This is a genomic window from Pseudarthrobacter sp. 1C304 (genome assembly GCF_052245515.1).
Lineage (GTDB): Bacteria > Actinomycetota > Actinomycetes > Actinomycetales > Micrococcaceae > Arthrobacter.
The window spans coordinates 770,610-784,928 of record NZ_JBQQCH010000001.1; the positions used below are offsets into that span (position 1 = coordinate 770,610).

Genomic DNA, 14,319 nt, shown 5'->3' on the forward strand with positions numbered 1-14,319 from the left:
CCAGTATTTCAAACTGGCTATGGAATACAAGGCCAGTTTTCAGAAAGGATGGGATTCATGATGACCCGCAGGTTCCTCCAGCTCCTTATCGGCCTTGCCATGTACGGCATCTCCCTGGCCATGTTCATCCGCGCCAGCCTCGGCACGGCGCCCTGGGACGTCCTGCACCAGGGCCTGGCCGCCAAGACGGGCCTCAGCCTGGGCACGGTGGTGGTCATAGTCAGCTTCCTGGTGCTCCTGCTCTGGATCCCGCTGCGGCAGTGGCCGGGCATTGGCACCCTGTTCAATGCAGTGCTGGTGGGCGTCTTCGCGGATATCGGGCTGGCCTTCATTCCGGCGATCTCGCATGTGGGCGGCCAGGCCGGCCTGCTCATCGGCGCGGTGCTGCTCAATGGCGTGGCCTCCGCCTGCTACATCGGCGCCCGGCTGGGACCCGGCGCCCGGGATGGGCTGATGACGGGGCTTGCCCGGCGGACGGGCTGGCCGGTCCGGGTGTGCCGTACCGGCATCGAAGTGGTGGTGCTCGCCGCCGGCTGGCTGCTGGGCGGCTCGGTCGGCGTCGGCACAGTGCTCTACGCCCTGGCGATCGGCCCGCTGGTGCAGCTCCTGCTGCCGCGGTTCACCGTGCCGGAGCTGCAGCGGCCCGCACCGGCTGCCGATCCCGCGGTCACAGCAGCCTGAGCTGCGCCGGACCTGAGCCGCTCAGTACCTGAGCTGCTCAGGACCTGAGCTACGCCGTACCCGGGCTACGCCGAATCGGGCATCGGCTGGCACACGGGGCAGAAGTAGATGTCCCGTTCCTCCGTGCCTGTGCCCTTCGCCAGGACACCGTGCCGCACCGGTGTGCGGCACTTCAGGCACGGCTGGTGTTCGCGCCGGTAGACCCAGTAGCCGGGCAGCCCGGAACTCCGGCCCACAATGGCGCCGCGCCGGTTGAGGACGGTGGTGCGGCGCCCGGGGCCCAGGTTGGCCTCCAGCAGCACCTTCGCGTCGGTGATCATGGCTTTCAGGTCGGGCACAGCGGAGACAGGCGCCGCGGGGTGAACTCCGGAAAGGAAGCAGGCCTCGCAGCGGTAGATGTTGCCGATCCCGGCGAGGTTGCGCTGGTCCAGCAGCGCGACGCCGATCGGGACGTCCGGGCTGGCAAGGATCCGCCGCTCCGCCTCGTCAATGTCCCAGTCGGGGCCCAGCAGGTCCGGGCCGAGGTGGCCCACCACGGCATCCTCCTCGGACGTGCGGACCACTTCGAGGATCCCCAGGGAGAACCCGACGGCGTCTGCCGTGGCGGTGCGCAGCACGCAGCGTGCTGTGAACCCGGGTTTCCGCCAGCGGCCCCCTGGCGGATAGACCTGCCAGGTGCCCTCCATTTTCAGGTGGGAATGGATGGTCAGCCGGTCCGGCTCCGCAGGCCCGGCCGGACCAACCCGGGCGGGGCCTTCCAGCCGCATCAGCAGGTGCTTGCCGCGGGGAATCACCTCGGCCACCGTCCACCCGCCCAGTTTGAGGGTGGCGAACCGCGGGACGCGGAAGTCGGAGGAGATGAGTTTCTGGCCCGCCAGCGCAGCATGCAGCTGGGCCGCGGCCCGGAACACGGAGTCGCCCTCAGGCACGGATTCTCAGTCCCTTCGGGGTGGAGTAGGCGCCGGCGTGGGCCAGGGCCGCGGCGATGGGCGTGTCGAGGATGCCGTGGCCGTTGACCTTTTCCATGATCAGCTTGTCCACCGCGCCGCGGGTCACCACGCTGACCAGGGCGGTGCCGGCCGCGGCCAGGACGTCGGTGTCCTCGCTGAAGGCCAGGAGGGTCTTGCCGCCGCGTTCCACGTAGAGCGTCAGGGCGCCGTCTACCAGCACCACCAGCGCGCCGGCCTTCCGCCCCGGGCGGTGGCCGGTTCCGGCTTCGACGTTGAGGGCGGGCCAGGGCAGGGCGGCGCCGTACGGGTTGGCGGGGTCCGTCGCGGCGAGGGCCAGCGCCACCGGCTCGGGCTTCTGGAGCTGGGTGTCCTCGGCGTAGGACCGCAGCCGGTCCACGGTGGCAGGCACGGCGAACTGCGCCGCGCCCAGGTGCTCGATGAAGTAGCCGCGCCGGCACCGGCCGGCTTCCTCCAGCCGGGCCAGGACCTTGTACATCAGCCCGAAGCCGCCCAGGATGTTCTCTGCCATGACCGAACCGCGGGTGAGCACCCCGTACCGGTCCAGCAGGAGTTCCGCGGTGGCGCGGGCGTGAATGGTGGCATCGAGTTCGGGGGCGGGCAGCGCGGACCAGCGGCCCGCGGCGAGCGGCGGTGTGGGTGCCGTGCCGGTGGTTGATCCGTACCTGCCCCCGGTGAGCCCGGGGGACCCGAGCAGGCCCGTGCCGTGGGCGCGTCCCAGCCGGCTCAACCGGGGCGCCCTGGCCCGAGGCGCGCGTGCCACTTGCCGGTGCGCGGTGTGGCCGCCGGCAATCATGGCCCGGACGGGAGCGAACGTGTCGCCGGTGATCCGGCCCGCCCACGCCAGGTCCCAGAGCGCGGTGACCACGTCCTGGTCGCTGAGCACCGAGTCCATGCCGCCGGCGACTTCGGTCAGTTGCCGGAAGAAGTACCCGCCGCCGTTGTTGCGCAGATGGTCCAGCAGCCGCTGCTGCGCATCGCCGGGGTCGAAGTCCAGGGCCGGGTTCAGGGTCAGCTCGGCGGAGTCGGCCAGGTGCAGGCTGACCCAGCCGTCGTTGCCGGGGAGCGCCCCGGCACCGGACCACAGCACTTCACCGGCAGCCATCAGTTCATCGAGCATGGCGGGCTGGTAGTCGGACACCCGGCTGGCGAGGACCAGCGGTTCCCAGGCGGAGGCGGGGATGGGGACCCCGGAGAGCTGGTCCACGGCCGTGATGATCCCGTCCAGTCCGCGCAGCGCCGACTGCCCGCGCTTGCCGGGGACCCGGACGTTCTGCCAGGCCGGCAGGAAGCGGCCGTAGGCGGCAGCATCCACGGGCTCCACCTCGGCACGCAGCGCGGCGAGCGACCGGCGGCGGAGCTTCCGCAGGACTTCGGCGTCGCACCATTCGCTGACTCCGGCCAGCGAGGGGGCGGCCGGCTCGGCGAGGGTGCCAGCCTGGGCGCCGGAGCCATCGCCGCCGTCGGCTTCGGGCGCCGCCGGGGGCGAGGCATGCGGGCGGAACTCGCCTTCCACCACGCGCCCGTCCGCGGCGAGCCGCTTCAGTGCCGTGCCGACGACGGCGACCCCGAGTCCCAGCCGGGCGGCAGCCTCCGCGGACGTGAACGGCCCGTGGGTGCGGGCGTAGCGAGAGACAAGGTCGCCCAGCGGGTCAGCGACCGGCTCGATGAAGGCCAGCGGCACACCCATGGGCAACGGGACGCCGAGGGCGTCGCGGAGGCGGGCCGCGTCCTCGACGGCGGCGAAGCGCTCGGCGCCGCCGACGTTGACCTTGATGGCGCGGTTGGCGCGGTGGAGCGCCACCAAGTGCGCGGCGGCGTCCTCGACAGGGGCTGTAGCTTCCGGAGCCGCCTCCGGAAGCGCGTCCGGGGCCGCATCAGGCCCGGCGTCAGCAGCAGGCGCAGTTGCCGGGGCCGTTTCGGCGGTAGCCGCCGCTCCCTCGGCCGGCTCAAGCCGCGCGGCGACTTCCTCAGCGGTCAGCGGGCCCAGCAGCCGGAGCAGGTCAGCAACCCCTTCGAGCCCGCGGACCTTCCGGTCCGGGGCGAGGCGCTGCAGCTCCCGCTCGGTGGCGTCGATGACCTTGGCATCGAGCAGTTCGCGCAGCTCCACCCGGCCCAGGAGCTCGTTGAGCAGGGTCGAATCCAGCGCCAGGGCGGCGGCCCGGCGCTCGGCCAGCGGGGAATCGCCCTCGTAGAGGAACTGTGCCACGTAGCCGAATAGCAGCGACTTGGCGAACGGCGAGGGCTGCTGCGTGGTGGTCTGTAGGATCCGCAGCTCACGGCGTTCGATGGACGCCGCGATGTCCTTCAGCGCCGGAAGGTCATAAACATCCTGCAGGCACTCGCGGACGGTCTCCAGCACGATCGGGAACGTGGGGTACTTCCGGGCGACGTCCAGCAGCTGGGCGGAGCGCTGGCGCTGCTGCCACAGCGGCTGCCGCTTGCCGGGGTTCTGCCGCGGCAGCAGCAGGGCGCGGGCGGCGCACTCGCGGAAACGGGAGGCGAAGAGGGCGCTCCCGCCGACCTCCGCCGTCACGATCTGCTCGAGTTCCTCCGGGTCGAACAGGAACAGATCCGCCCCGGGGGGTTCGTCCTCCATCATGGGCACACGGAGCACGATGCCGTCGTCGGCGGCCATGGCGGAGCCGTCCATGCCATAACGCTGGTGCAGCCGCTGCCCGACGGCGAGGGCCCACGGCGCGTGCACCGGCATGCCGAACGGGCTGTGCAGCACCACGCGCCAGTCGCCCAGCTCGTCGTGGAAGCGTTCCACCACGAGCGTGGTGTCGCTGGGGACCACCTCGGTGGCCGCCTTCTGCTCGCCGAGGTACTGGATCAGGTTGTTGGCGGCGAAATCGTCCAGGCCGCTGGCCTTGCAGCGCTCGGTGGCGGGCCCGACGTCGGACGCGGACAGCTCGCGCACGAACGCACCCAGGGCGCGGCCCAGGTCCACCGGCCGGCCGAGGGAGTCGCCCTTCCAGAACGGCAGTTTCCCGGGCTGGCCGAAGGCGGGGGAGACCAGCACGCGGTCGTGGGTGATGTCCTCGATCTTCCAGCTGGTGGCGCCCAGGGCGAAAACGTCGCCCACCCGGGATTCGTAGACCATTTCCTCGTCGAGCTCGCCCACCCGCCGTCCGCCCTTGGCGGCCGCCGCGGAGGGGCTGGATGCCCTGCCGTCGCCGCTGGGGGTGCCGGGGCTGCCGGAGCCTTCGGTCTCGGTGCCGATGATGTAGACGCCGAAGAGCCCGCGGTCCGGGATGGTGCCGCCAGAGGTGACGGCCAGCCGCTGCGCGCCGGGCCGGCCTTCGATGGTTCCGGCGTTCCGGTCCCAGATGATGCGTGGCCGTAGTTCCGCGAACTCGTCCGAGGGGTAGCGGCCCGCGAGCAGGTCCAGGGTGGCCTCGAAGGCCGAGCGGGGGAGCGAGGCGAAGGGTGCGGACCGCCGCACGGTGGAGAACCATTCTTCCACGTCGATGGCGCCCAGGGCCGTCGCGGCGACGGTCTGCTGGGCCAGGATGTCCAGCGGATTCGCGGGGACGTAGAGGCGTTCGATCTTGCCGGCAAGCATCCGCTCCACGGTGATGGTGGTGTGCACCAGGTCCGCGCGGTGCTTGGGGAACAGCACGCCCTGGGAGACCTCGCCCACCTGGTGGCCGGCGCGGCCCACGCGCTGGAGGCCGCTGGCCACGGACGGCGGGGATTCCACCTGCACCACCAGGTCCACGGCACCCATATCGATGCCGAGTTCCAGCGAGGATGTGGCCACGACGCAGCGGAGCCGGCCGGATTTCAGGTCGTCCTCGATCAGGGCCCGCTGGTCCTTGGAGACCGACCCGTGGTGGGCGCGGGCCAGGACCGGATCGGCTCCGGCAGTGCTGCCGGCCTGGGCCATCATGTGGGCGGGTGTCGCCGTCGACGCCGGAGCCGCCGAGGAGCCCGGCTGGGCGGGTGCGCCCGCCGGGACTGCTTCCAGGTCCGGCGCGCCGGCGGCAAGCTCGGCCCAGCCGCCTCCGGCGTCCATGAGCTGGCGCTCGGCGTAAATCTCGTTGAGCCGGGCCGTCAGGCGTTCGGCCAGCCGGCGCGAGTTGGCGAACACGATGGTGGACTGGTTCGCCAGGACCAGGTCCACGATCTTCTCCTCCACATGCGGCCAGATGGACGCCTGCGGCTGCAGCCCCGAGGCCGGGCCGGAGTCGAACGCGCCGGCGGCACCCTGGAGATCGGACATGTCCTCCACCGGCACCGAGACGGTCAGGTCCCAGTTCTTCTTGGAGGGCGGGGCCACGATTTCTGCCGGGGCCGACCCCGCGAGGAACTGCGCCACCAGTTCCTTCGGTTCCACGGTGGCGGAGAGCCCGATCCGCTGGGCGGGCTTCGGCAGCAGCGCGTCGAGGCGTTCCAGCGAGACCGCCAGGTGGGCGCCGCGTTTGGTGCCGGCGACGGCGTGGACCTCGTCGACGATGATGGTGTCCACCTCGCTCAGCGTCTCCCGCGCTTTGGAGGTCAGCATCAGGAAGAGCGATTCGGGCGTGGTGATGAGGATGTCCGGCGGGTTGCTCAGCAGCGCCCGGCGGTCCGCGGCCGGGGTGTCGCCGGAACGGACGCCCACAGTGATCAGCGGTGCGGGCAGGCCGAGGCGCTTGGCGGTCTGCGTGATGCCGATCAGGGGGGCACGGAGGTTGCGTTCGACGTCGACGCCCAGCGCCTTGAGCGGCGAGATGTACAGCACCCGGGTTTTGCGTTTGGGCGCCTTCCGGCGGGCCGGTTTGGTGGCCGCTGCGTCGAGTCCGGGCAGTTCGACGGGCTCGGCGGGCGCCGCGACGAGCAGCCGGTCCAGCGCCCAGAGGAACGCGGCGAGGGTTTTTCCGGATCCGGTGGGGGCCACCACGAGGGCGTGGGCGCCGGAGGAGATCGCGTTCCAGGCGCCCTCCTGGGCCGGGGTGGGCGCGGTGAATGCGCCCAGGAACCAGTCCCGGGTCGGCCGGCTGAACCGGTCCATGGCTTCGGCCGCGAGTGTGCCGGCGCGCTCCTGCCCCTTCATTCCTCCATCATGCCTTACGCCACCGACAGGAAATGCCGGGCCGTTCCGCCCGGCCGCGGACCCCGCGAGTCGGGGCTACTGGGACTGGAACACGCCGATGGTGAGGAGCTGGGTGGCGGCGTCGCTGCAGGCATCCGTGGGCCGGGCGATGAACAGCGAGGCGGTGTCTTCGGGCGGGTAGACGCGGTAGCCGGCGGCCGGCGTGATTTTGCAGTCCACGTGGTTGGCGGCCTGGCTGTAGCGCAGGGTCGCCGCGCCGGCCTGGCCCGGGGCGAGCAGGACGTCGCCGCCGGGTCCGGACTGGTCGCGGACCGCAGCGGCGCCGATCGGTGCGCCGTTGGCGTCGGCGGTCAGGGAGACGCCGGCGAATCCCCGGAGCACACACGGCTCGGTGCCCGAGTTGGTCAGGATCAGCTGCATGTAGAGGCTGCCGGCCGCGGCACCGCCGGCGGAATCGAGGGCTGCCGTCAGGCCGTCGGCCTTGCACAAGGCAGGGCCGGCGGGGGCAGGCGCTGCCGACGAGGCGGGGGGCGGCGTGGCGGGTGTGGTGGGCGCTCCGGAGGCGGCAGGTTGGCTCGCCGGGCTGGCCGGGGAGGACACCGGAGTCGACGACGTCTGGGACTGCGGTGTTCCCGCTCCGCAGCCGGCAAGGACAAACAGTGCCGCGGCTGCCGCCGTCGTGGTTACCAGTCTGTTGGGAATTCGCTGAGCCGTCATGGCACCAACCTTCGTGCCAGTGGTGGCCTGAGTCAACGATGCCACGACGGCGGCGCCAGATTGATGCCCGGATTGTGATTTCCGGGCATCAACCGAGGTCAGCTACTTCTTGGGCGCTGAGCCAGGGGCGGAATCGGACCCTGGAACGCGCACTGGCGCGGGCGTTGTGCCCCGGCTGCGGGCCAGGGCGAGTCCGCCGAGTGCGAGGCCCCCGGCGCCGGCCACCAGGCCGGCCCAGCTTCGGGCCTCGGCACCGCCGTCGGTCACAGCGGCGGCCTGGGCCGTCTCCGGTGCGCTCTCCGTGGTGCTGGCGCCGTGGCCGTCCGCGGATGCCGCCGCGGCCGTGACCGTCACGGACGGGGCGGGCGCCTTGAGCGAGTGCGGATCCTGCCCGTCGGCGGGCAGCTCGGACCAGTCGGTCTGGCCCACCTCACAGTTCTGCAGCGTCGGGAAATACAGGGTCTTGCCCGCGGTGTCAGGCAGCTTTACGGACAACACGAGGGCGTCCCGGAGTTCCGGTTCCAGCGGCGCCTTGGCGGTGTAGACGATCTGGCTGGTCCGCTTGGTGATGGAGCTGCCGTCCGCGAGCTTCTTCGGTTCGGCCAGCTGCTCCATGACCTTCTCGGCCGTCCAGTTCGGGTTGACCGTGGGCTGGGCATCGTTGAGTTCGGCGGGCAGGGTGATGGTCACCTTGGTGGTGCCGGACTCCTCGCAGCCGTGCGGGATTCCAAAGGTCAGCAGGGCGTAGGAATTCGCCGTGGTCTTGTCCGGGGTGACGCCGACGTGCGCCGACGCGCCCGCGGCACCGGCGAGCATCAGGGCGGCGGTGCCGCCGGCAGCGGCAGCGGCGGCCAGGGTACGGCGGAGGACAGGGGTGGAGGAGATCTTCACGTGGGTTGCCTTTCAGGCGTGCGCTGCTCCGAGGCAGGCACAAAAAATGGGGAGGGGTGGCGCGGCGGCGGTGATGATGTCGGTGATGATGTTGTGGCGCAACTGAGGGGACGCTGGTGGTCTTCGTGCGCAGGTGCGGCCGCGGCCGGGAAGGTCAGGGAAGTACGACGGCGGACGGCGGCCCGCGGCGGCAGTCGCGCCGGAGGTTCCGCCACGGCAGCGGCAAGGACTCCGCCGGGTAGATAGCGGCGGCCGGGACGGCCGGCGCGTGAGGCACCACGGGCGCCGGCAGCTGCAGCAGCGGGCGGAGCCAGGCGGCGAGGGACCACAGGGCAGCTTCGCCCCGGGCGAGAAGGAGGGCGCAGAGCAGGGTTGCCAGCGCGTGGCCGGCAAGCATCAGGAGGGACAGCGTCGAGTCCAGTGCCAGCGTTGTGTCCAGCGCCTGCGCGTCGAGGGGGCCGCCGGTCCCGGGAGCGAAGGACACCGCACCGAGGTGGTGCGGCGCGGTTCCGGAGACCGCGCCGGCGAAGGCCGGCGCGCCTGTGCTGGGGGCCGGTGCGTTGAGGGGAGCCGCGCTGAAGGCGCTGAAGGCCCCGTGCAGCACGAACTGGCCGGCGCCGAGCATCCCGCCCAGGGCCGCGAAGTTCAGCTTCAGCCGGGTGACGCCGGTGGTGGCCAGCCCGGTCAGGGCCAGCAGGGCCAGCAGGATGCCGGGGGACGGCAGGTGCCCGCCGGCCAGCGTGTGCGCGCCGGCGGCGAGGGACAGGACGGTGAGGGCCACCATGGCCGAGCGCAGGGCATGGAACGGGGTTCTGGCGGCTGTGCGCACGGAACACTCCCTTCACCAGCGGCGGCCAACGTGGATCCCTGGCGGCGGATGCCGCCGTCGGGCTGTCCCCCCGATTCTACCGGCCGGGCTGGGGAAAACCTCCAGCGGACAAGAGCGCGGACAAGGCGGAGGACACGAGCCCGGAGAGGGCGGCCGGGTGCCTGGGGAAACAGCTGTACCCGGTCCTGGGACCGGGGTACAGCTGTTTCAGGACACTGCCTCAGGCGAGAGCGTCAGCTGACAGTGTCATCTGACTGCGTCAGGCCAGAGTGTCAGCTGACAGTGTCAACTGACAGGTGCGGCCGCGCCGGCGAGCCGGAGCCAGGTGTCCACCACGGTGTCGGGGTTCAGCGAGACGGAGTCGATGCCTTCGCCGACCAGCCACTCGGCGAAGTCCGCGTGGTCGGACGGGCCCTGGCCGCAGATGCCCACGTACTTGCCGCGCGCCTTGCACGCCGCGATGGCCATGCTGAGGAGCTTCTTGACGGCACCGTCCCGCTCGTCGAAGCCGCCGGCGACGATCGCGGAGTCCCGGTCCAGGCCCAGGGTCAGCTGGGTCATGTCGTTGGAGCCGATGGAGAAACCGTCGAAGTAGTCCAGGAACTCGTCGGCCAGCAGCGCGTTGGACGGCAGCTCGCACATCATGATGACCTCGAGGCCGTTTTCGCCGCGGCGCAGGCCATTCTCGGCGAGCAGGTCGATAACGCCGGACGCCTCGTCCACGGTGCGCACAAACGGAATCATCAGCTTGACGTTGGTCAGTCCCATCTCGTTGCGGACGAAGGACAGGGCCTCGCACTCCAGGTCGAAGCAGTCCCGGAAGGACGGCTCCAGGTACCGGGAGGCGCCGCGGAAGCCGATCATCGGGTTCTCTTCGTGCGGCTCGTAGGCGGGGCCGCCGATCAGGTTGGCGTACTCGTTGGACTTAAAGTCGGACATCCGCACAATCACCGGCTCCGGCGCAAACGCCGCGGCGATGGTGGCCACACCCTCGGCCAGGCGCTTGATGTAGTAGTCGCGCGGGCTGTCGTAGGCGGCGATGCGTTCCCGGATCTCCGCGATGACGTCCGCGGGCTGCTCGTCCAGGTTCAGCAGCGCCTTGGGGTGGATGCCGATCTGGCGGTTGATGATGAATTCCAGCCGGGCCAGGCCCACGCCGTGGTTGGGCAGCTGCGCGAAGGTGAAGGCCTGCTCGGGGGTGCCGACGTTCATCATGACCTTGACCGGGGCCTCGGGCAGCTGGGTGATTTCGGTTTCCTCGACGCTGAAGTCCAAGAGGCCCTCATAGATGACGCCGGTCTCGCCGTCGGCGCAGGAGACGGTCACCTCGAGACCGTCGCTGAGGACGTCAGTGGCGGAGCCGGTGCCGACGACGGCGGGAATCCCCAGTTCGCGGGCGATGATGGCCGCGTGGCAGGTGCGCCCGCCGCGGTTGGTCACGATCGCGGAGGCGCGCTTCATGATCGGTTCCCAGTCCGGGTCGGTCATGTCGGCGACCAGGACGTCGCCGGTCTTGAAGGCGGCCATCTGGTCGATAGCGGTGAGGATCCGGACGCTGCCGGCGCCGATGCGCTGGCCGATCGCGCGGCCCTCGACCAGGGCGCGGCCGGTCGCGTTGAGGCGGAAGCGGCTGAGGCTGCCGGAGGCCCGGCGGGACTGCACGGTTTCGGGGCGCGCCTGCAGGATGTACAGGCCGCCGTCCACCCCGTCCTTGCCCCATTCGATGTCCATGGGGCGCCCGTAGTGGTTTTCGATCGCGACGGCGTGGCGGGCGAGCTGCTCGACGTCGTCGTCGGTGAGGCTGAAGCGGTTCCGCTGGGATGCCTCCACCGGCACGAAGTCGATGGTGTGGCCCACTTCGCGGTTGGTCGTGTAGGTCATCTGGAGGGCCTTCTCGCCCAAGCCGCGCTTGAGGATGGCGGGGCGGCCAGCCTCCAGGGCCGGCTTGTAGACGTAGAACTCGTCCGGGTTGACGGCGCCCTGGACTACAGCCTCGCCGAGGCCGTAGGAGGAGGTGACGAAGACGGCGTCCTGGAACCCGGATTCGGTGTCCATGGTGAACATGACGCCGGAGGCGCCGACGTCGGACCGGACCATGCGCTGGATGCCGGCGGAGAGTGCCACATCGGCGTGCTCGAACTGGTGGTGCACGCGGTAGGCGATGGCACGGTCGTTGTAGAGCGAGGCGAAGACGTCCTTGATGGCCTGCAGGATGTTCTCGATGCCGCGGACGTTCAGGAAGGTTTCCTGCTGGCCGGCGAAGGAGGCGTCGGGGAGGTCTTCCGCCGTCGCGCTGGAGCGGACGGCCCAGGAGAGGTCCTCGGAGCTGCCGTGCTTGTCCACCAGCTTCTGGTAGGCGGCGCGGATCTGCGCCTCGAAGTCCGGCAGGAAGGGCGTTTCGCGGATCAGCGTGCGGATTTCCTGCCCGGCGGCGGCCAGCGCGGTGACGTCGTCGGTGTCCAGGCCCACCAGCCGGTCGGCGATCTTCTGGTCCAGGCCGGAGTCGGCGAGGAAGCTGCGGTAGGCGTCGGCCGTCGTGGCGAAGCCGTCAGGGACCTGGACTCCGGCAGAGGTGAGGTTCTGCACCATTTCGCCGAGGGAGGCGTTTTTGCCGCCCACCCGGTCCAGGTCCTTGAGGCCAAGTTCTGAGAACCACAGGATGTCTGTCGTCACGTTTACTGCTCCTTTGCAGATGATGGCATGCGGTATCGCCGCCCCGCATGGGGCGCGCGCCGTTGTGGGGCGCAATTCCTGTCCACAGTGACAGGTCCACGCCGGTGTTTCCACTTGATGTGTTCCACGCAACATTCGTGAAACGCGGGCCCTAGTGCTTGAGGTTCATTTTCTGGAGGATGGTGGCGGCCATTTCCTCCACAGAGACGCTGGCCGAATTGAGGTAGGGAATCCCGTGCGAGACGTACAGCCGCTCGGCGCTGCGAAGCTCAAACCCGCACTGCCGCAGCGACGCGTAGGGCGAGCCGCGGCGGCGTTCGGTGCGCACCTGGCTCAGGCGCAGGGGGTTGGTGGTGAGGCCGAAACATTTGGAAACGAACGGGCGCAGCGGCCGGGGGAGGCCCTCCCGTTCGAAGTCCTCGTCCACCAGCGGGAAGTTCGCGGCGAAGATCCCGTGCTGCAGCGCAAGGTACATGGTGGTGGGCGTTTTGCCGCAGCGGGACGGAGCCACCAGGATCACCTGGGCCTTTTCGAGCGCGCGCAGGCTCTGGCCGTCGTCGTGCTCCATGGCATATTCGACGGCGGCCATCCGGGACTGGTAGCGGGCGGCGTTGCCCAGGCCGTGGGCCCGGCCCGGTTCCCCGCTGGCCCGGGTGCCCAGGGCCAGTTCCAGTTGCCCGACGTGTGTCCCGATGAGGTCCACGATGATCCCCTTGCAGGTGCCAAGGGCCTGGCGGATGTCGGCGCCCACGGCGGTGGAGAACACGATGGGCTGCAGGCCGGTGTCGGCCAGGTTGTCGATCACCCGGACCACGGCCCGTGCCTGGTCCACCGTGGTGATGAAGGGGACCGTGATGCGGTCGTATTCGTTCGCGGGAAACTGCGTCAGCAGGGTGTTGCCGAGCGTTTCCGCGGTGATGCCCGTGCTGTCCGAAAGGAAGTAGACCGGGCGGGGAGCGTCATTGGTCATGAACGCATTGTGCCCCAGGACGGGCAGCGAGGCTGTTCCGTGACGCTTCGGCGCGGCCCGCGGTCACCGTTTCGCCACTGCTCAATCACACAAAATCGGCCTTTTCAAGTCACAGGGAAGGCTATTGCCCGCCCAGGTCAGGGCGCCTACCCTTACGTTGGGATCTGGCCCGGGCATCTTTCTGGGGAGAGACCATTTCGGTGTTCCGATCGAGCCCGATTCCGCAAAGGCTGGCTCCATGGTCTCAAAACGATGGAGCCAGCTTGCGGGAATCATGCAGGCCCCGGGCACGTCATCCGCACCTGCCGCCGCCGCGCGGTGCGTTCCGATCGTCACGCCCGATGGGCGGAGCGCCGTCAATGTGTAGGTAGGAGCGGCCGGAAGGCGCATAGTGGGAGGATGACAAGTTCATATGACCGGGGCGGCTCCATCAGCGCCGGGTCGTCACGGGAGCAAATCGAACGAGCGCTCGTGGGTTACGGGGCGACGGATGTTCGTTTCAGTCAACGAGGAGACCGTAGCGCTATCGCGTTCAGGGGCGACGGGAGGCAATTCCGTCTCGTCCTCACCTCGCCGCTGGCGGCCGGAACACCCTTAACCCCGGGGGACACCGCAGCGGGTCCGCTCCGCGCAGCGGAGGCAAAAATCCACGAACGCGCCACCCGCAGATTTTGGCACGCACTGGCCGTGGCAATAGATGCCAAGCTCGGCGCGGTCGAGGCAGGCGCTGCCACCCTTGAATCGGAGTTCTTGGCCCACGTGGTGCTCCCCGGGAACTGCACCGTACTCGACGAACTGGAACCGGTCCTCGACGCGGCTTACCGGTCTGGCCGGCGGGCCTCATTCGGCGGGACGGACCTGCCTGCGCGCGCTGCAGAACTGCGCATCGCCGCGGACTCCCCGAACCCGCGCGGGACGGCAGGCCCGGCAGCCCCCGGCTCGGGGCAGACGCAGCAGCTTCAAAACCTGTCGGCTCAGGGTGTGGGCAGAATCCTGCGCAATATGGTCCAGAGCCTCGGCGATCACGACAATTTCACGCGCCAGCAGATGCTGGAGATCATCGACCGTGAATTGTGGCGGGATCAGCTCGGTGGGGGCTGGGATATTTCCTGAAGCGTGGCGTGTACGCCGCGCGCACGGGACCCGGCCCCGGCTAGGTGAAGCGCAGCCGTAGGCGCCGGGCGGGAAGTCCAAAGGACAGGCGTGCAAATCCATGTCCAGCCACGGCGTCCCTGGCAAAGCAAAAGCCCCTGCTTCCCGTGTAAACAAAGGGAACCAGGGGCCTTGCTATGTGGCGGTGACGGTGGGATTTGAACCCACGTTGGCTTTTACACCAAACAACATTTCGAGTGTTGCACCTTCGGCCGCTCGGACACGTCACCAACCTGAATAGGGTACCGGAGCAAGGGGCTCAACCCCAAAACGGCGCTTTCCGGGAACCGCCGCGGCGGCAGCGCCAGCCAGCGCGGACGGCCCCGCAACGAAGCCGTGAGGCGGCGCGCCCGCCCCGGCGTGACTTCCCCGTCACTGCGCAGGGGACTAGATTCGT

The 14,319-nt window shown here is 70.0% G+C and carries 9 protein-coding genes and 1 tRNA gene; 2 read left to right on the plus strand and 8 right to left on the minus strand.

What is annotated here, in order from left to right; genetic code table 11:
• Positions 1-57 precede the first annotated feature (57 nt).
• Positions 58-681, plus strand: coding sequence for a membrane protein YczE (yczE, locus tag ACTWQD_RS03675; protein WP_443194822.1), 624 nt, complete (start codon positions 58-60; stop codon positions 679-681).
• 65 nt (positions 682-746) lie between these two features.
• Here the strand turns inward: yczE and ACTWQD_RS03680 are convergent, their stop codons facing one another.
• The 7 genes from ACTWQD_RS03680 to ACTWQD_RS03710 form a co-directional block, all read right to left on the minus strand.
• Positions 747-1,610, minus strand: a complete 864-nt coding sequence (locus tag ACTWQD_RS03680) for a DNA-formamidopyrimidine glycosylase family protein (protein ID WP_443194823.1) — start codon at positions 1,608-1,610, stop codon at positions 747-749.
• Positions 1,603-6,690 (minus strand): Lhr family ATP-dependent helicase, encoded by a 5,088-nt coding sequence (locus tag ACTWQD_RS03685; protein WP_443194824.1) that lies wholly within the window; start codon positions 6,688-6,690, stop codon positions 1,603-1,605. The genes ACTWQD_RS03680 and ACTWQD_RS03685 overlap by 8 nt, the downstream gene beginning before the upstream one ends.
• 75 nt (positions 6,691-6,765) lie before the next feature.
• Complete coding sequence (locus ACTWQD_RS03690; RefSeq protein WP_443194825.1) at positions 6,766-7,407, minus strand: DUF4232 domain-containing protein; 642 nt, start codon at positions 7,405-7,407, stop codon at positions 6,766-6,768.
• Between the two features lie 102 nt (positions 7,408-7,509).
• On the minus strand, positions 7,510-8,298 hold the full coding sequence (locus ACTWQD_RS03695; RefSeq protein WP_443194826.1) for a YcnI family copper-binding membrane protein: 789 nt from the start codon (positions 8,296-8,298) through the stop codon (positions 7,510-7,512).
• Between the two features lie 154 nt (positions 8,299-8,452).
• Complete coding sequence (locus ACTWQD_RS03700; RefSeq protein WP_443194827.1) at positions 8,453-9,127, minus strand: hypothetical protein; 675 nt, start codon at positions 9,125-9,127, stop codon at positions 8,453-8,455.
• A gap of 285 nt (positions 9,128-9,412) precedes the next feature.
• Positions 9,413-11,800: a phosphoenolpyruvate synthase gene (gene ppsA / locus ACTWQD_RS03705; RefSeq protein ID WP_443194828.1), complete on the minus strand. Its 2,388-nt coding sequence runs from the start codon at positions 11,798-11,800 to the stop codon at positions 9,413-9,415.
• 151 nt (positions 11,801-11,951) lie between these two features.
• The gene (locus ACTWQD_RS03710) at positions 11,952-12,770 is read right to left on the minus strand and encodes a pyruvate, water dikinase regulatory protein (RefSeq protein ID WP_443194829.1); all 819 of its coding nucleotides are present in this window, start codon (positions 12,768-12,770) and stop codon (positions 11,952-11,954) included.
• Between the two features lie 687 nt (positions 12,771-13,457).
• Here ACTWQD_RS03710 and ACTWQD_RS03715 point away from each other — a divergent pair.
• Positions 13,458-13,883: a hypothetical protein gene (locus ACTWQD_RS03715; protein ID WP_443194830.1), complete on the plus strand. Its 426-nt coding sequence runs from the start codon at positions 13,458-13,460 to the stop codon at positions 13,881-13,883.
• 179 nt (positions 13,884-14,062) lie between these two features.
• Here ACTWQD_RS03715 and ACTWQD_RS03720 read toward each other — a convergent pair.
• Positions 14,063-14,152 (minus strand) — tRNA-Ser (locus tag ACTWQD_RS03720).
• Positions 14,153-14,319 lie beyond the last annotated feature (167 nt).